This window comes from Bradyrhizobium sp. B025 (assembly GCF_042257955.1).
Classification (GTDB): domain Bacteria; phylum Pseudomonadota; class Alphaproteobacteria; order Rhizobiales; family Xanthobacteraceae; genus Bradyrhizobium; species Bradyrhizobium diazoefficiens.
Map to the genome: position 1 here is coordinate 4560107 of NZ_CP170150.1, position 23388 is coordinate 4583494.

The 23388-nt window shown below is 64.6% G+C and carries 22 protein-coding genes and 1 riboswitch; of the genes, 4 read left to right on the forward strand and 18 right to left on the reverse strand.

Annotation, left to right across the window (positions count from 1 at the left end; all coding sequences use genetic code 11):
- Window positions 1-70: 70 nt before the first annotated feature.
- Window positions 71-285: riboswitch (cobalamin riboswitch) on the reverse strand.
- Window positions 286-350: 65 nt separating this feature from the next.
- The 5 genes from ACE10W_RS21090 to ACE10W_RS21110 form a co-directional block, all read right to left on the reverse strand.
- Window positions 351-572, reverse strand: a complete 222-nt coding sequence (locus ACE10W_RS21090; RefSeq protein ID WP_304568410.1) for a hypothetical protein — start codon at window positions 570-572, stop codon at window positions 351-353.
- A gap of 87 nt (window positions 573-659) precedes the next feature.
- Window positions 660-917, reverse strand: a complete 258-nt coding sequence (locus ACE10W_RS21095; protein ID WP_028171829.1) for a hypothetical protein — start codon at window positions 915-917, stop codon at window positions 660-662.
- 140 nt (window positions 918-1057) lie between these two features.
- The gene (locus ACE10W_RS21100; protein ID WP_028171828.1) at window positions 1058-1270 is read right to left on the reverse strand and encodes a hypothetical protein; all 213 of its coding nucleotides are present in this window, start codon (window positions 1268-1270) and stop codon (window positions 1058-1060) included.
- A gap of 155 nt (window positions 1271-1425) precedes the next feature.
- On the reverse strand, window positions 1426-1602 hold the full coding sequence (locus tag ACE10W_RS21105) for a hypothetical protein (RefSeq protein ID WP_166466009.1): 177 nt from the start codon (window positions 1600-1602) through the stop codon (window positions 1426-1428).
- Between the two features lie 105 nt (window positions 1603-1707).
- Window positions 1708-3444 carry an adenylate/guanylate cyclase domain-containing protein gene (locus tag ACE10W_RS21110; protein ID WP_375761886.1) on the reverse strand — a complete coding sequence of 579 codons (1737 nt, stop codon included), beginning with the start codon at window positions 3442-3444 and terminating at the stop codon, window positions 1708-1710.
- Window positions 3445-3769: 325 nt separating this feature from the next.
- Here ACE10W_RS21110 and ACE10W_RS21115 point away from each other — a divergent pair, with 325 nt between their 5' ends.
- Complete coding sequence (locus ACE10W_RS21115; RefSeq protein WP_375761887.1) at window positions 3770-5956, forward strand: transglycosylase SLT domain-containing protein; 2187 nt, start codon at window positions 3770-3772, stop codon at window positions 5954-5956.
- A gap of 84 nt (window positions 5957-6040) precedes the next feature.
- On the opposite strand, the gene ACE10W_RS21120 is transcribed toward ACE10W_RS21115, so the two are convergent.
- Both ACE10W_RS21120 and ACE10W_RS21125 read right to left on the reverse strand, forming a co-directional pair.
- Window positions 6041-6205, reverse strand: a complete 165-nt coding sequence (locus tag ACE10W_RS21120) for a hypothetical protein (RefSeq protein WP_231166487.1) — start codon at window positions 6203-6205, stop codon at window positions 6041-6043.
- 397 nt (window positions 6206-6602) lie between these two features.
- Complete coding sequence (locus tag ACE10W_RS21125; protein ID WP_236842062.1) at window positions 6603-6974, reverse strand: hypothetical protein; 372 nt, start codon at window positions 6972-6974, stop codon at window positions 6603-6605.
- Between the two features lie 710 nt (window positions 6975-7684).
- Here ACE10W_RS21125 and ACE10W_RS21130 point away from each other — a divergent pair.
- The 3 genes from ACE10W_RS21130 to ACE10W_RS21140 all read left to right on the forward strand — a co-directional run bounded on the left by ACE10W_RS21130 (window position 7685) and on the right by ACE10W_RS21140 (window position 11258).
- Entirely contained in the window at window positions 7685-10123 is a 2439-nt protein-coding gene (locus ACE10W_RS21130) for a PAS domain S-box protein (RefSeq protein WP_375761888.1), read from the forward strand.
- Window positions 10120-10785: a response regulator transcription factor gene (locus ACE10W_RS21135; RefSeq protein WP_011087542.1), complete on the forward strand. Its 666-nt coding sequence runs from the start codon at window positions 10120-10122 to the stop codon at window positions 10783-10785. The genes ACE10W_RS21130 and ACE10W_RS21135 overlap by 4 nt, the downstream gene beginning before the upstream one ends.
- A gap of 86 nt (window positions 10786-10871) precedes the next feature.
- Window positions 10872-11258, forward strand: a complete 387-nt coding sequence (locus ACE10W_RS21140; RefSeq protein ID WP_038967233.1) for a response regulator — start codon at window positions 10872-10874, stop codon at window positions 11256-11258.
- A gap of 69 nt (window positions 11259-11327) precedes the next feature.
- Here ACE10W_RS21140 and ACE10W_RS21145 read toward each other — a convergent pair whose 3' ends face one another.
- From ACE10W_RS21145 to ACE10W_RS21195, 11 genes are all read right to left on the reverse strand, one after another.
- On the reverse strand, window positions 11328-12299 hold the full coding sequence (locus ACE10W_RS21145; RefSeq protein ID WP_304546681.1) for a tripartite tricarboxylate transporter substrate binding protein BugD: 972 nt from the start codon (window positions 12297-12299) through the stop codon (window positions 11328-11330).
- 208 nt (window positions 12300-12507) lie between these two features.
- Window positions 12508-13749 carry a threonine synthase gene (locus ACE10W_RS21150; protein ID WP_028171821.1) on the reverse strand — a complete coding sequence of 414 codons (1242 nt, stop codon included), beginning with the start codon at window positions 13747-13749 and terminating at the stop codon, window positions 12508-12510.
- A gap of 229 nt (window positions 13750-13978) precedes the next feature.
- The gene (gene lpdA, locus ACE10W_RS21155) at window positions 13979-15400 is read right to left on the reverse strand and encodes a dihydrolipoyl dehydrogenase (protein ID WP_060912350.1); all 1422 of its coding nucleotides are present in this window, start codon (window positions 15398-15400) and stop codon (window positions 13979-13981) included.
- Window positions 15401-15417: 17 nt separating this feature from the next.
- A complete protein-coding gene (locus ACE10W_RS21160; RefSeq protein WP_375761889.1) occupies window positions 15418-15651 on the reverse strand; it encodes a hypothetical protein in 234 nt (77 codons plus the stop codon).
- Between the two features lie 8 nt (window positions 15652-15659).
- On the reverse strand, window positions 15660-17015 hold the full coding sequence (locus tag ACE10W_RS21165) for a pyruvate dehydrogenase complex dihydrolipoamide acetyltransferase (RefSeq protein WP_011087547.1): 1356 nt from the start codon (window positions 17013-17015) through the stop codon (window positions 15660-15662).
- A gap of 62 nt (window positions 17016-17077) precedes the next feature.
- Window positions 17078-17530, reverse strand: a complete 453-nt coding sequence (locus tag ACE10W_RS21170) for a nucleoside deaminase (protein ID WP_027548267.1) — start codon at window positions 17528-17530, stop codon at window positions 17078-17080.
- Window positions 17531-17532: 2 nt separating this feature from the next.
- Window positions 17533-17835, reverse strand: coding sequence for a DUF5076 domain-containing protein (locus ACE10W_RS21175; RefSeq protein WP_008142223.1), 303 nt, complete (start codon window positions 17833-17835; stop codon window positions 17533-17535).
- A gap of 3 nt (window positions 17836-17838) precedes the next feature.
- Window positions 17839-19230, reverse strand: a complete 1392-nt coding sequence (locus tag ACE10W_RS21180) for a pyruvate dehydrogenase complex E1 component subunit beta (RefSeq protein WP_028171819.1) — start codon at window positions 19228-19230, stop codon at window positions 17839-17841.
- Between the two features lie 29 nt (window positions 19231-19259).
- Window positions 19260-20282 carry a pyruvate dehydrogenase (acetyl-transferring) E1 component subunit alpha gene (gene pdhA, locus ACE10W_RS21185; RefSeq protein WP_011087551.1) on the reverse strand — a complete coding sequence of 341 codons (1023 nt, stop codon included), beginning with the start codon at window positions 20280-20282 and terminating at the stop codon, window positions 19260-19262.
- A 226-nt stretch (window positions 20283-20508) separates the two neighbouring features.
- Window positions 20509-22026 carry an aldehyde dehydrogenase gene (adh, locus tag ACE10W_RS21190; RefSeq protein ID WP_110116126.1) on the reverse strand — a complete coding sequence of 506 codons (1518 nt, stop codon included), beginning with the start codon at window positions 22024-22026 and terminating at the stop codon, window positions 20509-20511.
- A gap of 280 nt (window positions 22027-22306) precedes the next feature.
- On the reverse strand, window positions 22307-23266 hold the full coding sequence (locus tag ACE10W_RS21195) for a GAF domain-containing protein (RefSeq protein WP_038967230.1): 960 nt from the start codon (window positions 23264-23266) through the stop codon (window positions 22307-22309).
- Between the last annotated feature and the right edge of the window lie 122 nt (window positions 23267-23388).

Consider the following 23388-nt stretch of genomic DNA (forward strand, 5'->3'; position numbering starts at 1 on the left):
GAGGCTTTACGGCGGAGCAATCGATTGCTCCGGTGAAGCTAATGCCTGTACTCCCCGACCGACATCTTCGCGTGTGACCACGGCTGACGGCAGGTCTCCTGGCTCGCGGGTCGTTACCTTACGTCGCCTTCCCAGGACCGAGATTCCCAGTGGCAAATGACGAAAGATTCACCGCTTACAGTTGCGGGGGCAGCCGTGGCGTTGGGACAATCCCGGCGTTGGGACAATCTCGCACCACGTTCCCTTTTGATCTCCGTGCGGAGAACCGTCACCGATCAATCTACGAGGCGGCCGTACGGAGAGTCAATCGACCGGTTGAACGATGGGCTGCAAACGCGAGGCAAACACAATCAGTCAGGCTTCCGCACCGCGCGCGTCGTGACCACCGCCCGCTCACCGGCATCGACAAGCTGGCCGATGCCGGTTCGGCCCGCGAGCGCGCAGCGGACGATGTTCTCGGCGACCGACCTGCGGAACCCATGATCCTCGCCCCTGGGCCGATTGCGGCAAATCCGATCCAGCGCCAGCTTCATGTTGATCCGTGTACGGGTGTCGAAATGCGCGCTGAACATTCGCCCGGCCTCGATACGTGATGTTGGGGCGGAAACGTCCGACGATCGCCCGGGTTCCGAAACGGGATCGCGCAATAGAGCGGCCGCCTACGCCCGCCCTCTCTGGCGCTGTGCCTGAGCCCAGGCCACCGTGACGTCGCGCGGCGGGATGTCGATGCGCCGGATCGGCGTCAATTCGCCCGAGGCGGAGATGATCGCGGTCTCCTCGCGGCGACAGCGCGGACACACGAAGCGGACCTCGCTCGGGGACGTGGACCAGCTCGAGCGTTTGACGTTGGCCGCCATCGGCCACGCGTCGCACTGCGAGCACGACACCAGAAACCGGCCGGGATCGAGCATACCCATTCCATCCGACTCCGCGTCCTGCCTGCTCCTACCAATGATTATGTCAGGTGAATCGTTCCGGTGCCCCGACACCGTCAATCCCTCAATGCCCAAGAGGGCCGGCGATCCCGGCCCTCAAGCTTCTGCAAACCGCTGGCCGCTCAGTGCGCGCCCTTGAGCGTGCAGGACGTGGTGCAGGTGACCGTGTTGCCATGGTCGCATGCCTTGCAGGCGGCCACACACTGGTTCATGTCGCGGGGGTTGTAGGAGCTGTAGTTCCGCACCGGGCAGGCTGCGGTCGAGCCGGTGATGTCCTGCTCCTGGTTGCAGGCCGCCGCCATGAGCGCGAGGATGAGGACCGCAAGCAGACGCATGGGATTGCCCCGAAAAAGCACCGGCAAAGCAACATCAGCGAGACACGCTGCATTGCAGCGAGTCCCGGCATTCCCACTGCGAGCCATCGCGAATCGCGACGCTCGCTCCCGTCAAAGGATGCGTGCCAAATGTTAAGAACGGATTGCAGCCGCCTTCAGGCCGCAGCGCTGGTCGCGACCGCAGCCCGCGTCTCGCGCGCAAGCTGATAATAGTGCTCGGCGAGCTTGAGATAGAATTCGCGCTTGGTGCTGTCGGTGGCGAGCTTGGCGATCAGCTCGCATTCGGCCGTGAGTGTCTCGAACCGTTCCAGCCTGTCCTCAAGTTCTGTCATCGGCGTGTCCCCATCAAACGCCTCAAGGACGATCAACCTAAGCCTGGGAAATAGGTCACGGCGAACATCGTTATCGAGTAGAAACAATTTTTCCCGCGCGGCGGCTTACTTCTGCTCCAGCCGCCAGGCACCGTCCCACCTCTCGTCCGGCGGATTGACCTCGAACTGCGCGATGCGGGCGAGCAGCGCGCGCGAGGGACCGTCGCCGGGGACGGCTTCGAGCGCCGCGTTGAAGGCGGCGCGGGCCTCGTCGAAGCGGCGGGCGCGATAGGCGGCAAGACCTTCGGCATAGTGCGTGCGCAAGCCGTCCTGCGCGGCGGTGAGCACGCCGGCCCTCGCCATCACCTCGAAGATCGCCTGCGGCGCGCTCTGGCCGGCGACCGCGAGACGATCGATCTCGCGCAATTCGAGGCGCTCACCGACCGCATCCGCCGTCGTCTGCGAGATCAGGATGCGGGTGCCGTAGACCTTGTTGACGGCCTCGAGCCGCGAAGCGAGGTTCACGGCATCGCCCATCACGGTGAAGCTCATCATCAGCTCGGAGCCGATGCTGCCGGTGAGGACCTCGCCGGTGGCGATGCCGATGCGCAGGTCGCAGGGCACGGGCATGGCGCGGATGCCGAGCAGATCGGGCAATTGCTTCTGCAGCGCGGGCACCTGGTCGGTCATGTCGATGGCGGCACAGCCGGCAAGAAGTGCCGGCTCATCCTCCTCGATGAAGGGCGGGCCCCAATAGGCCATGATGGCATCGCCGATATATTTGTCGATGACGCCGCGATTGCTCCTGATCGGGGCCGACATCACCGTAAAATAGTGGTTCATCACCTTGACGAGGCCGCGCGGGGTCATGCCCTCGCTCATCGAGGTGAAGCCGCTCATGTCGCAGAACATGATGGTCATCACCCGGCGCTGGCCGTCGATGGCGACCTCGGGCCGTTCGATCAGGCCCTGCACCACCTTGGGATCGATGTAGCGGCCAAACGTCTCGCGGATGCGCTCGTTGTGGCGCAACTGCTCGATCATGCGGTTGAAGGCGGCCGCGAGCTCGCCGATCTCGTCCTGGGTCGAGACGGCGATGGTCTTGTCGAACCGCCCCGCCTCGACCTCGCGGGTGCCGGCCAGCAACAGCCGCACCGGCCGCGTGATGCCGCCGGACACCAGCAGCGCGAAGGCAAATCCGACGATCGCGGCGAGCAGGGTCACGATGCCCGACACGATGATGGCCTGGCGCTGGTGGCTCATCACCTGCGATGTCGAAGCGAAGACCTGTGTCAGCATGTCGGCACGGATCGCATCGAACTTCCGATTGAACTGGTCGCGGATGGCGTCGATATGTTCCAGCGTGCCGCGGGCTTCTGCCATCTGCTTGGCGTCGACCTGCTTGAGCAGCTTTGCGTGGTCCTCGTTCAGGTCGCGGCGCAGCTCGGTGACGGCCGTCTCGATGCGGATCTCGATCCGCGCCAGCGCGGCATTGTCGGACGGCGTCCTCGGGTCGTCGATGATCGCGTTGATGAGCTTGCGTGCGCCCTCGGCCTCCTCCTCGATCTTGCGGTCCGCTTCCTCGAACTCGCGCAGGCGCGCCGCATAGGCCTCCTCGTCCGAGGACGCCTGCATCTTCATCATGACCATGCGCCGCAGCGCCACCGACCGCTCCAGCGAGCGGATATTGGCGCGCGCGAGATCGCCATAGGCCGGGATGTAGCGGTTGGTCAGCTCGTCCAGGAGGACGCCGACCTGGCTCGACATCACCATCGACAGGATCGAGGTGACCAGCATCAGGACGATCAATCCGAGGGCGATGCCGACGATCTTGCGTCGGATCGACTGGTTGAAAATCGGCATAGGTGCGGGGCAAAGGCTGAAAGGACGGGTCAGGGAACTCAATACACCGGATTTCAGCCCGGGAATACGCGCAATCTGGCCCTTCACGGCGCCCTGGACCGTGCGCAACCGTCGCCGGAGCCTTATTCGTTAACAAAGGTTAAGGGGCCTATTCTATTCCCCGTTGCAAGAGTTCCCGCCTTCCATCCGTATTTTGCCGCATTGTTGCGACAGCGTGACAAATGCGAAACGATGCCGTGGCATCGTTTTCGGCGTCACTTTGATTCTCGAGCCGCATGTCGTCGCGGACTTTGGTTTGTACTGGTTTCGCAGGGGGGACCACGGAATGAACCAGTGCCTACGCTCGCTCGCGTGTGTCGTTGCCGTGGCCGCCTTGGCTCTCCTTCCGACGGAGCTGGCGGCGAAAAGCAGTCACAAACCGTCCGCGTCGAAGAAGACGCATGAGGCGAAAGCCGGCAAGCAGCGCCACGCCGCGGCGAAATCGCGCCATGGCAAGCACGCCGAGGCGAAGCGCAAGCCGAAGAAGCAGGACGACGAGCCGTCAGACAAGCCGGCAGCGCCGCCGCTGACCGGCGACCTCGCCGCGCTGAAGGACGCGATCGATCTCGCGCGCAAGGGCAAGACCGATGACGCGAGCGCGGCGCGCGACCGCATCGCGGATCCCGCCGGGCAGAAGCTCGCCGACTGGTTCATGCTGCGCCATTCCGAGAGTACCGCGAATTTCAAGCGCTATGCCGCCTTCCTCGCCGCCAATCCTGACTGGCCGAGCAGCGCGCTTTTGCGCCGGCGCGCCGAGGCGCGGCTGTGGCAGGAGAAGACCGACGCGGCCACCGTGCACAAATTCACCATGGACCGCCCGAGCAGCGCCCAGGGCAAGTTCGCGCTCGCCCGCGTGCTGCTCACTGAAGGCGACAGCGACAGGGCCGCGCGGCTCGTCCGCGAGGCCTGGCGCACGGACGAATTGTCGGAGCGCAGCGAGGAAGATTCCTACGAGGCGTTCCGCGATCTCCTCACCGCGGACGACCACCGCGCCCGCATGGACAAGCGGCTCGGCGCCAAGGACTATGCCGGCGCAAGGCGCGCGGCAAAACGGCTCGGCGAGGATGCGCTCGCGATCGTCAAGGCCTGCGCCGCCGTCACCGGCAAGGCCAACAAGGCCAAGGACTATCTCGATGACGTTTCGACCGAGGCGCGCCGCGATCTCGGCTATGTGCTGTGCCGCGCGCAATGGCATCTCCAGAAGGACCGCATCGACGATGCGGCCGAGGTGATTTTGGCCGCCGCACCCGACGCCATGGCGGCGCAGGACACCGACGCCTGGTGGCGCGAGCGCCGTTTGCTCGCGCGAAAACTGCTCGACCAGGGCAAGTTCAAGACCGCTTACGACGTGGTGCGCGCTGCGGCCGTGCCGGCGATGGAGGTCTACCGCGTCGACTACCACTTCATGTGCGGCTGGATCGCGCTGCGCTATCTCGACGATCCCAGGACGGCGATGATGCACTTCGCCGCGATCGACGAAGGCTCGGCCAATCCACTCGCGCTGTCGCGCGCCCATTACTGGCGCGGCCGTGCCGCGGAAGCGATGGGGGCGCCGGCCGATGCGCGCCAGAGCTATCAAGCGGCGGCGCGCTACCCGACCGCCTATTACGGTCAGCTCGCCCGCGCCAAGCTCGGCCTCGACCGCATCGAGCTGCGCCCGCCCTCGCCCGTGCTGGCCGCAGCCGACCCGCAAGCCCTGGACGAGCGCGTGCGCGCGGCCGACATGCTCTATGGCATCGGCGAGCGCGACACGGTGTTCTACTACGCCGAGGATCTTGCCAAGGAGAGCACCGACGTCGCCGCGCTCGAAGGCCTCGGCGAGCTGGCCGGACAGCGCAACGATGCCCGCGTGATGCTGGAGGTGGGCAAGTCGGCGCTGGCGCGCGGGCTCGCGCTCGACCACTACGCCTTCCCGACCATCGGCATCCCCGAGCACAAGCAGGTCGCACCCGCGATCGAGACCAGCGTGATCTATTCGGTGGCGCGCACCGAAAGCTCGTTCGACCAGCGCGACAGGTCGGCTGCCAACGCGGTCGGGCTGATGCAGGTGACGCCGGAAGCGGGCCGCGACACCGCAAAGCGCTTCGGCCTGACCTATGACTGGGACAGGATGGTCTCCGATCCCGTCTACAACACGCAGATGGGGGCGGCCGAGCTCAGCGCGCTGCTGTCGGAATATCGCGGCAACCAGATCATGACGTTCGCCGGCTACAATGCCGGCCGCGGCCGCGTGCGCGAATGGGTGCAGGCGCGCGGCGACCCCAGGGATCCCAAGGTCGATCCGGTCGACTGGGTCGAGCGCATCCCGCTGTCGGAGACGCGCAATTACGTCCAGCGTGTGATCGAGAACGTGCTGGTCTACCGCGCGCGGTTCGAGAGCAGCGGCATGGTCGCCGCGAAATCCGAGCAGCGCGTCACGACGCAGGAAGTGAGCGCGGCACCAACGGTATCGGCCGCAGCCCCCTCGCCCTAGCCTCGCGACCGCCGGGGCTGGACGCGGCGCGGGGCTTGACGCGGTGACTGCGGCCGACGACTCTGCGCGGCCTGCGTCGTTCAGCTAGCCGTCACCTCCTTCCGTGGTCAGAAGGTCGTGGGCGCGCAGATATGCCTCGGTCAGCGAGCGCGAGAGCGCGCCCATCTGCATCATCCAGCTCCAGCTCGAGATCGCCGCCAGCACCGCGATCACCTCGAGCGAGCTGCGGTAGGGCCACAGCAGTTCCATGGCGGTCTGCTGATCTCGACGGTAGCAATCCTGGTCGCAATAACGCTCTTGCTTGGACACGTGCCGGACGTAGCTCGAACCCAGCGGCCGGGCGCACGCGCTGCAGACGGCGCCGTGGCAGGGACGCTCCTGATTGACGAGCATGAATCGCAATGCCGTGTCCTCTCCTGCCGGCAGGCGTACCCGCCGATTCGTCTCGTTCGCCTGTCTGCTCAAGACGCCGCGCGCGTACGTTCCTCGATCAACGGTGCCCTTTCATGCTGAAGCGCGTAGCATTCGTAGCCGCAGTAGGGCAGCAGCGTCCTGACATCGCGCAAGTAGCTGCCGCTGATCTCCTCGCAGCACCAAAGGCAGAACGTCTTGCGGAAAGGGGTTCGGCCGTTCACCAGTATGAACCTCACGTGGCACCTCCGAGCGCGAAGCAGTAGACCGTGTCGACCAGAGAGGCGGACGGCGGCGGGGCGCAAAGATGGTTGCGGCCGTCGGGATTATCCCTGTTTCGTTCCACCTTCTGGGACGGAATGAGGATGTACTTCCCGTCTTCCCGGCGCCGTGCGTAGATCCTGCCTTCGACGTACCGTACCTCTGTCGGATAGCAATCCGCGCTGTTGCAGCAACTCAGCACCGGATTGTCGGGCATGTGCCAGTTCGAATAGAACTTCTCGTGCAGGAGCTGATCCTGGGGCGGATGATGACGATGCGCACCATCCTGTCCAAACTCCTCGGCCTCCACGCCGGTCATCGACGGAAGCGACAGCGCGATCGTCAAGAGGAGCTTGCAAGCACGGTTCAGCACACAGCCTCCCGTTCAGAATTGCGGAATTCACGCCGCCTGAAATCGAAACAACCATCGGCGGTCGCGCTCGCGGCGCGCCCTGAAGCGATCGAGACACTTTCTGGAGCACAGCGGCGTTCGCCAGGAATAATATCGGATCAGGCCAAACTTGCCGTTGCAGACAGCGCAGCCCTTTACATCATGACCACGCTCGGAGTGTTCAGGCCTATCGCACATCATGCTCTCCTCCTGTCTCTCATGATCGTGGCTGCGCTCGCACGCTGGTGCACGGCCATCCACGCTCGTTTTTTGAAAATGCGGCCTCTCAATCACGACCCGCCAATCATGCGGCAACTCGGGGCAACGGACACAGAGCTTGGCTCTATGAGCAGCACATCGCGCAATTCGCTGGCTTGTGCCTTGCACATCGCGTCCCCTCGATTGGTCGTGAGACTAGTCCGCACGCAACGGACCGCTCAATTGTACGGAGGTAAATGTGCGCTATGATTAGGAATGCGCGAGCTATACGTAGGTTTGTCCCGTAGTTTTCCGGCCCTTCCCCTTCAATTAGACGAGGCAAAGCCAGCTGGCTGCACGGCAACCGCGAGTTTCGGTGGGCGGATTCCACTTTAGTCGGAAGGAATTGCTCCCCTTGTTGCAAAGTGCTCTACTTGCTTTGGCCTCAGCGAGCCGGGACGCCTGCGATGATGCCTGGCCAGATCGCGAAATTTGGGAATTCGGCAGCACAATTCCTGCTCGGCGGCCTTGCCGCGCTTCGATCGTTCGGCAACGGCGAGAAGGACGCGTCCGCGGTCGCAGATGACTCGCAGCAAGACACCGCCGATCTACGCGACGCCGTGAAGCAGTGGCGTGAGGTATTCGAGCACAATCCGGTCATGTATTTCATGGTCGATCCGGCCGGAACAGTGCTCAACGTCAATACGTTCGGCGCCGCACAACTGGGCTACACGCCGGCCGAGCTGATTGGCCAGTCCGTGCTCAACGTCTTCTTCGAGGAGGACCACGACGCCGTCCGTCGATGCGTAGCGTTGTGCCTGGAAACCCTGGACCAGTCGCATACCTGGGAGATTCGCAAGTTCCGGAAGGACGGCTCAGTCCTTTGGGTCCGTGAGAACGCCAAGGCGATGCTGCGCGGCGACGGAACGCCGATCGTGCTGGTCGCCTGCGAAAATATCACCCAGCGCAAGGAAGCGGAGGATGCGCTGCGGCAGAGCGAAGCCTACCTCGCAGAGGCGCAGGAACTGAGCCGCACCGGCAGCTTCGGCCTGGACGTCGCGACAGGCGCGATCGTCTGGTCAAGGCAAACCTTTCGCATCTTCCAGTGCGACCCGGCGGTGAAGCCGACCTTGGATTTCGTCTTCCAGCGCATCCATCCGGAAGATCGCGATGCGGTCAGCAGGACGCTCGATCGGGCCGCCCGACGAGCAGAGGATTTCGACCATGAGTATCGCCTGCTGATGCCGGATGGATCAATCAAATATCTCCATTCCGTGGCGCGCGCGCTGAGACACGGATCCGGGTGCATCGAGCTTGTCGGGGGCGTCACTGATGTCACGGTTGCAAAGGAGGCCGAACAGCGGCTGCGTCGCAGCGAGGCCTATCTGGCCGAGGCCCAGCGGCTCAGCCATACAAGCAGCTGGGCCTGGGATGTGCGCCGTCAGGAGTTTGCATACCGTTCGGCTGAACTCTACCGCCTGTTCGGATTTGAGCCGAACCAGATCGATGTACCGGCACGGGCTTTCCAGGAACGCATCCTCCCCGAGGATTTCCAGCGGATCATCGAGGTGGAACGTCAGGCCCTCCGGCGAAGGAAGCCCTTCGAAATTGACTTTCGCATTGCGCGCCCGGACGGCTCGATACGACGAGTTCATACCGAGGGACATCCCGTCGTCGGCAGCGACGGCGAAGTGACGGAAATTATCGGTACCCACGTGGACGTCACCGAGCAGGTCGCCGCAAAAGAAGCACTTCAAAGGGCATTTGACGAGCTCAAGGCATCCGAGCAGCGATTCCGCGACTATGCTGAAACCGCATCGGACTGGTTTTGGGAGACCGGGCCGGATCACCGTATCACGAAGATATCGGAACACTCCGATCCGGCCAGTGCTGCGCCGACGGCCTTGATCGGCCTGACGCGGTGGGACATTCCGCCCGATGCCGAGCTCGAGCCCGGAAAGTGGGAGCAGCATCGCGCGACGCTCGACGCCCACCTCCCGTTCCGCGATCTGGTTTACCGCGGCAGGGATCGCAACGGCTCTCCAATTTACGTGCGCACCAGCGGCAAGCCCTTACATGACGCGGACGGTCATTTTCTCGGCTATCGAGGCGTCAGCAGCGATGTAACGGCGGCGATCCGCGCGGAGCAGGCTGAAGATGCGCTGCGCAAGGCACAAGCCGAGCTCGCCCATGTCACGCGCGTCACGACGCTTGGCGAACTTACCGCCTCGATTGCCCACGAAATCACCCAGCCTCTTGCCGCCGTGATCTCCAATGCGGACGCCTGCATCGCTTGGCTCGATCGCGAACCCGCCGACTTGAAGGCCGCGCGCCGTTCCGCAGAATGGATTGTCGAGGACGCCAATCGGGCCAGCGAGGTGATCCGCCGGATCAGGGCGCTCGCGAAGAAAACCGAGATCGAAGTGGTTTCACTCGACATCAACCAAGTCGTCCGGGAGGCGGTGGCGCTCGTTCGGCGCGAGCTCGCGACCCATGGGGTGTCGGTGCGGATGGAGTTGGCGTCCGACCTGCCGAGGATTTGCGGCGACCGGATCCAGCTCCAGCAGGTGCTGATCAACCTGGTGATGAACGGCATCGAAGCCATGCAAGCCAATGTCGACCACCCGCGCGAACTGGCGATCCGCTCGAGCCTGACGGACGACGACGACGATGACGACCGCCTGCTCCTCACCGTGACGGATCGCGGTGTCGGCCTCGGCAAAGACGTAAAGGAGCGCATCTTCACCCCCTTCTTCACGACGAAGTCGGGCGGTCTGGGGATGGGACTCTCGATCTGCCGATCGATCATCGAGGCTCACGCGGGCCGGCTTTCGGCCCTTCAAAATGAGGGGAGCGGTGCAACATTCCAGATCGCCCTGCCCTTGCCGCACAAGGACACGTCGTGACCGACAATGCCAAGCAGGCCCAGGCGAGCGCAGGTGACCCGATCGTCCGGATCGTCGATGATGATCCGTCGATGCGCCGCGCGCTGACCAATCTCTTTCAATCGGTCGGCCTTAAGGTCGAGGCCTTCAGTTCGGCGGCGGAGATCATGGAAGCCCAACCGCCTGCGGTCCCCAGTTGCCTCGTGCTCGACATCCGTCTGCCAGGATCGAGCGGCCTCGACCTCCAGGCGGACCTCGCCAAGGCCAATATTCACACGCCCATTATCTTCATCACCGGTCATGGCGATATTCCCATGACCGTGAGAGCCATGAAGAGCGGTGCCGTCGATTTTCTGACCAAGCCGGTGCGCGACCAGGACATGCTGGATGCGGTGCAGGCAGCGATCGAACGGGATCGCAGGCGGCGCGATGCCGAGAAGTCGATCTCGGGCGTGCGATCCCGTTTCGAGGGGCTGACAGCGCGCGAGCGCGACGTGCTCGCCCTGGTTGCATCCGGCCTGATGAACAAACAGGTCGCCGCCGAACTTGGATTGGCCGAGATCACCGTGAAGATCTATCGCGGGCAGATCATGCGGAAAATGGGGGCGAAGTCATTGGCCGATCTCGTCAGAATGACCGACGCGCTTGGAATCCCGCGCAACAGGGGTCACCTGCAAACCTAAGTATGCTTTCCAATCCCGCTCCGGGGGCCCACTTTCCGTAAGCGGCTGAACCGTGCCCGGCGGCTCCCCGTTCAGGAGCGATCATATTGTCAGTGCCCTCGATCATTTCCGTCATTGATGATGATCCCTCCGTTCGCCTTGCGACGAACAACCTCCTGACGTCGCGCGGATACACGGTCTACACCTTTGGTTCCGCTCACGAATTTCTTCAATCCGCCGAACTGGACACGACCTCCTGCGTAATCGCCGACGTGCAGATGTTGGCCATGAGCGGTGTCGAGCTGTTGACGCATATGCGCAGCCTCGGGCGCATTACGCCCTTCATCTTCATGACGGCTTTTCCCGACGAGGCCGTGCGCGACCGCGCGCTGAAGGCCGGCGCGACCTGCTTTCTCGCGAAGCCGTTTTCCACGCCGAAGCTGCTTCAATGTCTGGAGGCGGCCCTGACGGGGGCGGATGAAGCCAAGTTGTAACGCGGCCGCGCCTGCCCCTCAGGCCGCGGCTACTCGTTGTCGTGGCGACATACGAAGCGGCAAGGTGCTCTAATCCACCTTGATATTCGCCGCCTTGATGATCGGCCACCATTTTGCGATCTCCGCCTTCTGGCGGGCGCCGAGGGCTTCAGGGGTGAGCTGATCCTGCGGCGTCATCTCCAGGCCCTGGCTTTCGAGCTGCTTCTTCACGGCGGGATCGTTCAGGGCCTCCACGGCGGCGGCGTTGAGCTTGGTCACGATCTCCTTCGGCGTGCCCTTCGGCACCCACATCCCCGACCACAGCGTCATGTGGAAGCCTTTCAGGCCCGCCTCCTCCGCGGTCGGGATGTCGGGCGCCGAGGACAGGCGCTTGTCGTCGGTGACGGCGTAGGCACGGATGGTGCCGGCGCGGACCTGGTTGATGGAGTTGGAGGTCTGGTCGACGATGACGTCGATCTGGCCCGCGATGAGATCGTTCAGCGCGGGCGCAGTGCCGCGATACGGCACGTATTGCAGCTTGATGCCGCTGACACTCTCGAAATAGACCCCGGCGATGTGGCTGCCGGAGCCCGCACCGGCCGTGCCGGCGGTTGCCGCCGACGGCCGCGACTTGAGCCAGTCCAAAAGCTCTTTCAGCGACGTCGCCGGGACCGCGTTCTTGCTGACGACGATCATGGGGTTACTCGGCAACAACACCACCGGTTCGAGATCGGCGACGAGATCGTAGTTGAGCTTGTAGACGGCGCCGTTGGCCACATGGGTGCCGAGATGGCCAAACGAGATGGTGTAGCCGTCTGCCGGCGAATGCACGGCGCGACCGACGCCGATCGAACCGCCGGCGCCGGTGACGTTCTCGATCACCAGGGGCTGGCCGAGCGTCGTCCGCATCCGTTCGGCGAGCACGCGCGCCATCGCATCCGACGGGCCGCCGGCCGCGAAGGGAACGATGATGGTGATAGGATGCGAGGGATAGTCGTCGGCGCGCGCAGCGCCGGTAAGAGCGAGAATACCGATCAGCCCGGCCCAGACGGCCTTCGTCATTGTGTTCTCCCCAGCAATGTCATTGTTGTTTTTCTTTACCTCGCCCCGCTTGCGGGGAGAGGTCGAATTGCGAAGCAATTGGGTCAGCGGGAGCCTCCGCGAGCCCATCTGCCACCGTGTTCGCGCGGAAGCAGGCCTCTCACCCCAACCCTCCCAGCGCGAGCAAAGCTCGTCGCGCCCCCGTAAGAACGGGGAGAGGGAGAGATTTCTAGAACTGCGAGAAATCGATCGGCTTGTGACGATCGAGCGTGCGGGTGACCGGCGGCAGCGGGTATTTCAGGCCGGTCGCGCAGTTGAACAACATCACGCGGTCGGTCTTGCTGACGCGGCCGTCGGCCAGGCTTTCCTTGTAAGCGGCGTAGGTCGCGGCGCCCTCGGGGCACAGCAAAAGCCCCTCCTCGCGCGCGACCTCGTTCAGCGCCGCCGAGATCTTGTCGTCGTCGACCGCGATGGCAAAGCCCTTGCTCTCGCGCACCGCGCGCAGGATCAGGAAATCGCCGATCGCCTGCGGCACGCGGATGCCGGACGCGATGGTGTGGGCGTCCTCCCAGCGCGTCGCATGCTCGGTGCCGGCATCGAAGGCGCGCACCATCGGCGCGCACCCGGAGGCTTGCACCGCGACCATGCGCGGGCGCTTCGAACCGATGAAGCCGATCTTCTCGAGCTCGTCAAAGGCCTTCCACATGCCGATCAGGCCAGTGCCGCCGCCAGTCGGATAGAAGATCACGTCGGGCACGTCCCAGCCGAGCTGCTCGGCGAGTTCGAGGCCCATCGTCTTCTTGCCTTCGATGCGGTACGGCTCCTTCAGCGTGGAGGTGTCGAACCAGCCGACCTTCGCCTTGCCCTCGCCGACGATCTTGCCGCAATCGTCGATATAGCCGTTGACGCGGTAGACGGTCGCACCCTGGAGCTCGATCTCGCTGACGTTCACTTCCGGCGTATCGGCCGGGCAGAAGATCGTGGTCTTGATGCCGCAGGAGGTCGCGTAAGCCGCGAGCGCCGCACCGGCATTGCCGTTGGTCGGCATCGCCATGTGCTTGATGCCGAGCGCCTTGCCCATCGACACCGCCATCACCAGACCGCGCGCCTTGAACGAGCCGGTCGGCAGGCGTCCCTCATCCTTCACGATGATCTCACCGCCGCCCAGCTTTTTTCCGAGCTTCGGCAGCCGGATCAGCGGCGTCGTCACCTCGCCGAGCGAGACGATGTCCTTGCATTTGCGCACCGGCAGCAGCTCGCGATAGCGCCACATGTCAGCGGGGCGTTCCTTGAGCGCATCCTTGGTCAGCGCCTTCTTCACGCCCGCGAGGTCGTAGCGCACCAGCAGCGGCTTGCCGGCTTTCGAGAGGTTGTGGACCTGGTCGGCCGCGTAGTGATCGCCTTCCATCGCGCATTCGAGATGGGTGACGAAGGTCGGGCGTTCGATGGTGAGGTTGTCGTTGTCGTGCATGGGTTGGCCCTCTTCTTGTTCTGTTCCGTTCATTACGTGATCCGTCACCTTGAGGCGCGAGCCATGCGGCGCATCGCGCCGTATGGTGAGCCTCGAAGGGCGACGAGACCGGCTGCATCTCGGCCGCTCATCCTTCGAGGCTCGGCCAACGGTGCTCCGCACCGCCGGCCTCACACCTCAGGATGACGGGACTGCTCAGAGCGCCCTCGACGCCGCAGTCCCCCTTCCCTCAAATATTCAACACTCGCCCATACGCATCCAGCACGGCTTCCTTCATCATCTCCGACAGGGTCGGATGCGGGAAAACCGTGTGCATCAGCTCTTCTTCGGTCGTCTCCAGATTCATGGCGACGACATAGCCCTGGATCAGCTCGGTGACCTCGGCGCCGACCATGTGGGCGCCGAGGAGCTGACCGGTCTTCTTGTCGAAGATCACCTTGACCAGGCCCTGGTCCTCGCCGAGCGCGATGGCCTTGCCGTTGCCGACGAAGGGGAAGCGGCCGACGCGGATCTCGCGGCCGTTCTCCTTGGCCTTGGCTTCGGTGAGGCCGACCGAGGCGACCTGCGGCTGGCAATAGGTGCAGCCCGGGATCAGGTTCTTGTCCATGGGATGCGGATGCAGGCCCTTGATCGCCTCGACGCAGATCACGCCTTCATGCTCGGCCTTGTGCGCCAGCATCGGGGGGCCCGCGACATCGCCGATGGCGTAGATGCCGGGGACGTTGGTCTTGCCGTAACCGTCGATCACGATGCAGCCGCGATCGGTTTTGACACCGAGCTTTTCGAGGCCGAGGCTCTCGATGTTGCCAACGACGCCGACCGCCGAGATCACGCGCTCGAACTCGGTGGTCACAGGCTTGCCCTTGCCGTCGTCGATGGTGGCGACGACGCTGTCGGCCTTCTTCTCGAGCTTCGTCACCTTGGTCGAGGACAGGATCTTGATGCCCTGCTTTTCGAAACGCTTGCGCGCAAGGCCGGCGATCTCGGCGTCCTCGACCGGCAGGATCTGCGGCAGCACCTCGACCACGGTGACGTCAGAGCCCATGGTGTGGAAGAACGAGGCGAATTCGATGCCGATCGCGCCGGAGCCGACGACCAGCAGCGACTTCGGCATCCGCTCCGGCACCATCGCCTCGAAATAGGTCCAGATCAGCTTCTTGTCGGGCTCGAGCCCCGGCAGCACGCGCGGCCGCGCGCCGGTCGCGACGATAATGTGCTTGGCCTGGTAGGTCCCCTCGCCCAGCGCGCCCTTCGGCGCTTCGACGTCGGACTTCTTCACGGTGACCTTGCCGGGCGCGTCGATCGAGGCAGCGCCCCAGATCACGCTGACCTTGTTCTTCTTCATCAGGAAGCCGACGCCGTCATTCAGACGCTTCGAGACGCCACGCGAGCGCTGCACCACAGCCTTCGGGTCGAACGAGACCTTCTCGGCCGACAGGCCGTAATCCTTGGCGTGCTGCATGTAGTGATAGATCTCGGCGGAGCGCAGCAGCGCCTTGGTCGGGATGCAGCCCCAGTTCAGGCAGATGCCGCCGAGGTAGGACTTTTCGACGATCGCGACCTTGAAGCCGAGCTGGGCGGCGCGGATCGCGGTGACATAGCCGCCGGGACCGGAGCCGATGATGATGATGTCGAAGGATGTATCGGCCATGGCGGCTCCCGTTCAACTCAAGCGGTCGTTGCGCCGCGGGCGCGGCGATTGAGGATGTAAATTCTGATTAGCCATTCCGCGAGGATGACCGCCGCCATGACGGCGATGATCACCAGCGCAATGGGTCTCCAGATGTCGCGCGACAGTCTCTCTCCGGCAAAGAAGGCAGATTCAATGATGTCGCGGCCGATCGGGCTGAGCGTCAACACCAGCGAGATCACCATTGAGATCCAGGGCCAGCGCGTCCGCATGCGCCATCTCAGACCATCATCATGACCGGATTTTCGATGAGCTGCTTGAACGCGCCGATCAGCTCGGCGCCGAGCGCGCCGTCGATGGCGCGGTGATCGCACGACAAGGTCACGCTCATCATGTGCGCGATCTCGATCTTGCCATTCCGCACCACGGGCCGTTCTTCGCTGGTGCCGACCGCGAGGATGGTGGCATGCGGCGGGTTGATCACGGCGGTGAAGTGGCTGATGCCGTACATGCCGAGGTTGGACACGGCGGTGGTGCCGCCCTGGTATTCCTCGGGCTTGAGCTTGCGCGAGCGGGCGCGCGCGGCAAAGTCCTTCATCTCGTTGGAGATGGTGGAGAGCGTCTTGGTCTCCGCTTTCCGGATGATCGGCGTGATCAGGCCACCGGGCATCGCCACGGCAACGCCGACGTCGGAATGGTGATGCTTGACCATGCCGCTTTCGGTCCAGCTCACATTGCAGTTCGGGATCTTCTGGAGCGCGACCGCCATCGCCTTGATGACGAAGTCGTTGACCGAGATCTTGTAGAGCGGCTTCTTCTCCTTGTCCTTGGGAGCCGCCGCATTGATCTCCTCGCGCGCGGCGAGCAGCTTGCCGATGTCGCAGTCGATGGTGAGGTAGAAATGCGGGACGTTCTGGATCGACGCAGTCAGGCGCTGCGCGATCGTGCGGCGCATGCCGTCGTGCGGGACGATGTCGTAGGAGCCGGGCTCGAACAGCGACAGGATCTGCTTGTCCGACATGGTCGGCGCGATCGAGGGCGCGGATGACGGCGCCGCGGCGGGCGCCTTGAGGCCCTTGCCGGACTTGGCCTGCTCGACGTCGCGGGCGACGACGCGGCCGTGCGGGCCAGTGCCTGTCACCATCGACACGTCGATGCCGGCGTCCTTGGCCAGACGTCGCGCCAGCGGCGATGAGAACACGCGGCCGCCATGGCCGTTGCTCTGAGCAGCCGGTGCGGCAGCCTGCGGCGCGGGTGCGGCGGCGGGCGGCGGTGCAGCCTTGGGCGCAGCAGGTGCTGTCGCGGGAGCTGGCGCAGCAGCGGGAGCATCCGTGGCTTTCGGCGGCGCGGCGGAGGCGCTGGGCTTGGCGGCACCAGCGGCCTTCACATCCTCGCCCTCACCGGCCAGCACGGCGATGACGTCGTTGACCGGGACGTCCTGCGTGCCTTCGGGCACCAGGATCTTGGCGATCGTGCCCTCGTCGATGGCCTCGACCTCCATGGTCGCCTTGTCGGTCTCGATCTCGGCGATGACATCGCCGGATTTGACCTTGTCGCCTTCCTTCTTCAGCCACTTGGCGAGGTTGCCCTTCTCCATCGTCGGCGAGAGAGCGGGCATCAGGATGTTGATGGGCATGCTGACCTCAAGAAGAACTTTGCAAAACGTCGTCTCCGACAGCGAAGACGAACAGACCAGGTTTAGTTGCCGATGTCGCCCTGCCAGAGGCGCTCATTGGCCGGGATAGAACGCCAATTCTTCATCATGGTGATGGAGCGGTCGTCGGCAAGGTCGATCCAGGGGATGCCGAACTTGTCGAGGATGTCCTTGGAGCCCGGAAAGGTGACGGATTCCCCGATCACCACCAGCTTCACCTTGAACAGAGCGAGCGCGCCGGCACACATCGAGCATGGCGACAGCGTGGTGTACATGACGGTGTCGTGGAATGTGATCGCGCCGGCCTCGCGCAGGCAGCTCATCTCGCCGTGCAGGATCACGTTGTTCTCCTGCACGCGGTTGTTGTGACCGCGGGCGATGATCTGGTTGTCGCGCGTCAGCACGGCGCCGATCGGCAGGCCGCCCTGCGCGATCGAGGCCTCCGCCTCGCGGATCGCCTCCAGCATGAAATCGAAGTGATAGGATTCGATCGCCACTGTCAGTGCCCCTTCCCGCGCGGCGTCGTGGTGCCGGTGTCCGTGGGGCGCTCGATCTCGGCCTGGAACATCTCGAGGATCCGGCTCAACGCGTCCTCCTCGGTATATTCGCTCTCGCGCGCATAGGCGCGCGCGGCGTGACGGGCAAGATCGACGAGCAAGAGGCCCCACATGTCGGGTTCCTCGAAGGCGCGCTGGAACGCCATCGACAGCCCGCCGTCCAGCACGAACACGCGCAGGATCTCGACCGCGTCCTCGCGGGTCATGACGTCGGGTGGCAGTGGCTGCTCCTTCGGGCCCGCCATGGTCTACCTGTAGCAGACGGCTTTGGCGGCCTCGACGACTTCCGCCGCCGACGGCAGCGCGAGCTTCTCCAGATTCGCGGCATAGGGCATCGGCACGTCCTTGCCGGAGACGCGCGCAACAGGCGCGTCCAGATAGTCGAAGGCGTTCTCCATGATCCGCGCGGCGATCTCGGCGCCGACGCCGCTCTGGGCCCAGCCCTCTTCCACCGTGACGGCGCGCCCCGTCTTCTTGACCGAGTTGACGATGGTCTCGGTGTCCATCGGGCGCAGCGTGCGCAGGTCGATCACCTCGGCCTCGATGCCGTCCTTGGCGAGCTCGTCGGCGGCCTTGAGCGCATAGGTCATGCCGTTCGACCAGGAGATGATTGTGACGTGGCTTCCGGAGCGCACGATGCGCGCCTTGCCGATCGGGATCACGAAGTCGTCGAGCTTCGGCACTTCGCCGGTGTGGCCGTAGAGCACCTCGTTCTCGAGGAAGATCACCGGATTGGGATCGCGGATCGCGGCCTTGAGCAGGCCCTTGTAATCCGCGGCCGAGAATGGCGCGACGACCTTGAGACCCGGGACGTTCGAATACCAGGATGAATAGTCCTGGCTGTGCTGAGCGGCGACGCGCGCGGCGGCGCCGTTCGGGCCGCGGAACACGATCGAGCACCCCATCTGGCCGCCGGACATATAGAGCGTCTTGGCGGCGGAGTTGATGATCTGGTCGATCGCCTGCATCGCGAAGTTGAAGGTCATGAACTCGACGACCGGCTTCAGCCCGGTCATCGCGGCGCCGACGCCGATGCCGGCAAAGCCGTGCTCGGTGATCGGTGTGTCGATCACGCGCTTGGCGCCGAATTCCTGGAGCAGGCCCTGGGTGACCTTGTAGGCGCCCTGATACTCGGCAACCTCTTCGCCCATCACGAAGACGTCGGCGTCGCGGCGCATCTCTTCGGCCATGGCATCGCGCAGCGCTTCGCGGATGGTCTGCGTCACCATCTCGGTGCCCGCGGGCACTTCCGGATCGGGCTCGGCGACGGCTTGCGGTGCGGACGGCGCAGCCCTGGGCGCGGGTGCCTCGGCCTTTGCGGCGGCAGGGGCTGCGGATTCGGCGGCCTTCGGCTGCGGGGCCGGCGCGGGCGCCTTTGCGAGATCAGCGGCGCTCTCACCGTCGGCAAGAATCGTCGCGATCGGCGTGTTGACGGCGACGTCGGCGGTGCCTTCGGGGATCAGGATCTTGCCGAGCGTGCCCTCGTCGGTCGCCTCGACCTCCATGGTCGCCTTGTCGGTCTCGATCTCGGCGATGACATCGCCGGACTTGATGGCCTCACCCTCTTTTTTCAGCCATTTGGCGAGGTTGCCCTTTTCCATCGTGGGCGACAACGCGGGCATCAGCACTTGAATTGGCATATCGGCTCCAAAAGAAAGCTTGCGCGCGTTCAGCGGTAAACGTCGGTCCAGAGCTCGGCGGCATCCGGCTCGGGATCATGCTGGGCAAAGTCGGCAGACGCGTTGACGATATCGCGCACCTCGGCGTCGATCGCCTTGAGATCGGCCTCGCTGACCTTGGCGGTCAACAGGCGGTTGCGCACCTGCTCGATCGGGTCCTGATCGTGGCGGACCTTCTCGACCTCCTCGCGCGTGCGGTATTTTGCAGGGTCGGACATCGAGTGGCCGCGATAGCGGTAGGTCTGCATTTCCAGGATCATCGGCCCCTTGCCGGCGCGGCACCAGGCGGCGGCCTCGTCGCCCGCAGCCTTCACCGCACGGACGTCCATGCCGTCGACTTGCAGGCCGGGGATGTTGAAGGACGCGCCGCGCTTGGAGAAGTCCTGCTGCGCGGAAGCGCGCGAGACCGCGGTGCCCATGGCGTAGCGGTTGTTCTCGATGACATAGATCACCGGCAGCTTCCAGAGCTCCGCCATGTTGAAGCTCTCATAGACCTGGCCCTGATTGGCCGCGCCGTCGCCGAAATAGGTGACGCTGACATTGCCGTTGCCGCGATAGTTGTTGGCGAAGGCCAGACCCGTGCCGAGCGAGACCTGGGCACCGACGATGCCGTGGCCGCCGTAAAAGTGCTTCTCCTTGCTGAACATGTGCATGGAGCCGCCCTTGCCCTTGGAATAGCCGCCGCGGCGTCCCGTGAGCTCGGCCATGACGCCGTTGGCGTCCATGCCGGTCGCGAGCATGTGACCGTGGTCGCGATAGCCGGTGATGACCTGATCGCCCTCCTTGAGAGCCATCTGCATGCCGACCACCACGGCCTCCTGGCCGATATAGAGGTGGCAGAAGCCGCCGATCGCGCCCATGCCGTAGAGCTGGCCGGCCTTTTCCTCGAACCTGCGGATCAGGAGCATGTCGCGGAGCGCCTTGAGCTCCTGCTCCCTGGTGAATTCCGGGGGCGAACCGCCGTTGGTCTTGTCCTGTGGAGCGCTTGCGGCGGCTTTCTTGGGTGCGGCCATGGGAATTCCGGGTCAGAGAAAACTTTCGTCCTCTCTAACCCAAGTCAAACACCCTTGGAAAGCACCGCGGCGGCATGACACGACATTCATTATGCCGCACTGCAACGTGATCGAAATATTGGAAAATCTTTGGCGCTGATCAGGCAACAAATCTAACGCCGTGCGGGCCAGATCCCGTTTACCGGAACGAGCGGCGCCAGAACGGCGCCGCCCGCTCCTGTTCCGATCAGAAGAAGCCAAGCTTCTTCGGGCTGTAGCTGACCAGGAGATTCTTGGTCTGCTGGTAGTGATCGAGCATCATCTTGTGGGTCTCGCGGCCGACGCCCGACTGCTTGTAGCCGCCGAACGCCGCATGCGCGGGATAGGCATGGTAGCAATTGGTCCAGACCCGGCCGGCCTGGATCGCCCGGCCGAAGCGGTAGCAGCGGTTGGCATCGCGGCTCCAGACACCGGCGCCGAGACCGTAGAGCGTGTCGTTGGCGATCGCGAGCGCCTCCTCGTCGGTCTTGAAGGTCGTGACCGAGACGACGGGACCAAAGATCTCCTCCTGGAAGATTCGCATCTTGTTGTGGCCCTCGAACACCGTCGGCTGGACGTAGAAGCCGCCCGAAAGATCGCCGCCGAGCTCGGCACGACCACCGCCCGCCAGCACCTTGGCGCCCTCCTGCTTGCCGATGTCGATATAGGAGAGGATCTTGGCGAGCTGCTCACCCGAGGCCTGTGCACCGATCATGGTGTCGGCCGCACGCGGGTCGCCCTGCTTGATCGCGGCGACGCGCTTCAGCGCCCGCTCCATGAAGCGGTCATAGATGTCGGCGTGGACCAGCGCCCGGCTCGGGCAGGTGCAGACCTCGCCCTGGTTCAGCGCGAACATGACGAAGCCTTCGATCGCCTTGTCGAAGAAGTCGTCGTCCTCGGCGGTGACGTCCTTGAAGAAGATGTTCGGCGACTTGCCGCCGAGCTCCAGCGTGACCGGGATCAGGTTCTGGCTGGCATATTGCATGATCAGCCGGCCCGTCGAGGTCTCGCCGGTGAAGGCGATCTTGGCGATGCGCGGGCTCGAGGCCAGCGGCTTGCCGGCTTCGAGGCCAAAGCCGTTGACGATATTGAGGACGCCGGGCGGCAGCAGGTCGCCGATGATCTCGGCCCAGACCATGATCGAGGCCGGGGTCTGCTCGGCGGGCTTGAGCACGACGCAATTGCCGGCGGCGAGCGCAGGCGCGAGCTTCCAGCAGGCCATCAGCAGCGGGAAGTTCCAGGGGATGATCTGGCCGACCACACCGAGCGGCTCGTGGAAATGATAGGCGATGGTATCGTGATCGATCTCGCCGATCGAGCCTTCCTGGGCGCGGACGACGCCGGCGAAATAGCGGAAGTGGTCGATGGCGAGCGGGATGTCGGCGGCGCGGGTCTCGCGGATCGGCTTGCCGTTGTCCCAGGTCTCGGCGATCGCGAGGCGCTCGAGATTCTCTTCCATGCGGTCGGCGATCTTGTTCAGGATCGCGGCGCGCTCGGCGACGCTGGTGCTCCCCCAACCGGCCTTGGCGGCATGCGCCGCGTCGAGCGCAGCTTCGACGTCCTGCGCGTCGGAGCGTGCGATCTTGCAGACGATCTGGCCGTTCACCGGCGAGGCATTGTCGAAATATTTGCCCGAAATCGGCGCGACGAACTTGCCGCCGATGAAGTTGTCGTAGCGTTCGGCGAAGGGAACTTTGGTGACGCTGAGGAATTCCACCTTGTTCATTGATCACTCCCGATGTTTGCTGTTTGCGCAATTCGTCGCTGATCGCGACTTGCGCCGACGATGATGCGGGAGGCGATTTCTGTCAGCCCTGATAGGAGCGATGGAGGAGCGGACCTGTCGCAGTTCTGCGACAGGTCCGGGGTGAGGCAGGTGCAAGATCGAGGGCTCGCGGCTTCCACCCCATCATTGCGAGCGTAGCGAAGCAATCCAGAGTCCCTCCGCGGAAAGATTCTGGATTGCTTCGCTACGCTCGCAATGACGGCTGAAAGGACAGTGGCCCTCAGTGGTTCAGCTCGAACCGCTTGAGCTTCCTGTGCAGGGTTGCGCGGCTGACGCCGAGGGCTTTGGCGGCCGCCGAAACATTGCCGCCCGCGCGGAGCAGCGCCCGCTGCACCACCGCGCGCTGACCGCCGGCGAGGTGGTCGCGCGCCGTATCGCCGCCGAGAAGATCGGCCGCGGGCACTGGCCGCAACGCCCGGCCTGGCGCGAGCCCAAGTCCCACCCGGGCGGAGCGTGTCGCGCCGATCACGAGATCGTCCGCATCGACCGCAACGAGGCCCCCGCACTGTCCGTCCGCAGCCGGCGTCAGCACGATGCGGGCATGGGCGAAAGCCCGGCGGAACAAGTCGGCCTCGATGCGCTTTGCCGCCTCGCCTGCCGCGAGCGCGATCAGATTGGAAAACGCATCGGTCCGGTCGGCGCGGCAGGAGGAGACGTCGAGCACGCCGGCAAACGCCGCCTCGTGGTCGTAGATCGGTACGGCGGTGCAGCTCAACAGCGTGTTGCGCGTGAAGAAGTGCTGGTCGCGGTCGATCGTCAGCGGCCGCTGCTCGACGACGCAGGTGCCGATGCCATTGGTGCCCTCGCGCTCCTCGCTCCAGAGCGCGCCGGTCCACAAACCCCAGGATTGGAAGGTGGTATCGTCCGCCGGCGTGCCGCGACGATCCACCGGTACCCCCTCGCCGTCGGCCAGCAGCACGCAGCAGCCGGCCGCGCCAACCGCCTGGTAGAGCCGGTCCATCGCGCCTCGTGCAGCGGCGAGCAGCGGTGCGATCCGCTCGCGCGCCTCGCGGAGTTCCGCGTCGGTCAGCCGCTGGGGCAGGCCGCGGCCGGAGGGGTCGAGATGATGCAGTCGGGACGAACGGCGCCAGGAGGCCACGAGCGCGGAGCGAGCCGCCTGGCCTGATGCAATAGCGGCTTCGACACGAGCCGCGTGATGCTGGGGCATTGACCCATTCATCACCGTTTCCTCCGGGTGGCAATCTACGGCGTGCCGGCGCGGCCTGATTGATCTCTGTCAATCCTGGGGTGCGGTTGCGCCGCATAAGCCATGCCCCCGCCCGCGCTGCTCCGTCAAGGCGG

What these genes read in the sequence shown, in the direction of transcription:
- ACE10W_RS21145 (WP_304546681.1), bottom strand. Translation starts at nt 12,299, where the DNA reads ATGACGAAGGCCGTCTGGGCCGGGCTGATCGGTATTCTCGCTCTTACC.
- ACE10W_RS21160 (WP_375761889.1), bottom strand. Translation starts at nt 15,651, where the DNA reads ATGCGGACGCGCTGGCCCTGGATCTCAATGGTGATCTCGCTGGTGTTG.
- ACE10W_RS21115 (WP_375761887.1), top strand. Translation starts at nt 3,770, where the DNA reads ATGAACCAGTGCCTACGCTCGCTCGCGTGTGTCGTTGCCGTGGCCGCC.
- ACE10W_RS21095 (WP_028171829.1), bottom strand. Translation starts at nt 917, where the DNA reads ATGGGTATGCTCGATCCCGGCCGGTTTCTGGTGTCGTGCTCGCAGTGC.
- ACE10W_RS21130 (WP_375761888.1), top strand. Translation starts at nt 7,685, where the DNA reads ATGATGCCTGGCCAGATCGCGAAATTTGGGAATTCGGCAGCACAATTC.
- adh (WP_110116126.1), bottom strand. Translation starts at nt 22,026, where the DNA reads ATGAACAAGGTGGAATTCCTCAGCGTCACCAAAGTTCCCTTCGCCGAA.
- ACE10W_RS21175 (WP_008142223.1), bottom strand. Translation starts at nt 17,835, where the DNA reads ATGGCGGGCCCGAAGGAGCAGCCACTGCCACCCGACGTCATGACCCGC.
- pdhA (WP_011087551.1), bottom strand. Translation starts at nt 20,282, where the DNA reads ATGGCCGCACCCAAGAAAGCCGCCGCAAGCGCTCCACAGGACAAGACC.
- ACE10W_RS21105 (WP_166466009.1), bottom strand. Translation starts at nt 1,602, where the DNA reads ATGACAGAACTTGAGGACAGGCTGGAACGGTTCGAGACACTCACGGCC.
- ACE10W_RS21110 (WP_375761886.1), bottom strand. Translation starts at nt 3,444, where the DNA reads ATGCCGATTTTCAACCAGTCGATCCGACGCAAGATCGTCGGCATCGCC.
- ACE10W_RS21165 (WP_011087547.1), bottom strand. Translation starts at nt 17,015, where the DNA reads ATGCCCATCAACATCCTGATGCCCGCTCTCTCGCCGACGATGGAGAAG.
- ACE10W_RS21090 (WP_304568410.1), bottom strand. Translation starts at nt 572, where the DNA reads ATGTTCAGCGCGCATTTCGACACCCGTACACGGATCAACATGAAGCTG.
- lpdA (WP_060912350.1), bottom strand. Translation starts at nt 15,400, where the DNA reads ATGGCCGATACATCCTTCGACATCATCATCATCGGCTCCGGTCCCGGC.
- ACE10W_RS21180 (WP_028171819.1), bottom strand. Translation starts at nt 19,230, where the DNA reads ATGCCAATTCAAGTGCTGATGCCCGCGTTGTCGCCCACGATGGAAAAG.
- ACE10W_RS21150 (WP_028171821.1), bottom strand. Translation starts at nt 13,749, where the DNA reads ATGCACGACAACGACAACCTCACCATCGAACGCCCGACCTTCGTCACC.
- ACE10W_RS21100 (WP_028171828.1), bottom strand. Translation starts at nt 1,270, where the DNA reads ATGCGTCTGCTTGCGGTCCTCATCCTCGCGCTCATGGCGGCGGCCTGC.
- ACE10W_RS21195 (WP_038967230.1), bottom strand. Translation starts at nt 23,266, where the DNA reads ATGAATGGGTCAATGCCCCAGCATCACGCGGCTCGTGTCGAAGCCGCT.
- ACE10W_RS21120 (WP_231166487.1), bottom strand. Translation starts at nt 6,205, where the DNA reads ATGGAACTGCTGTGGCCCTACCGCAGCTCGCTCGAGGTGATCGCGGTG.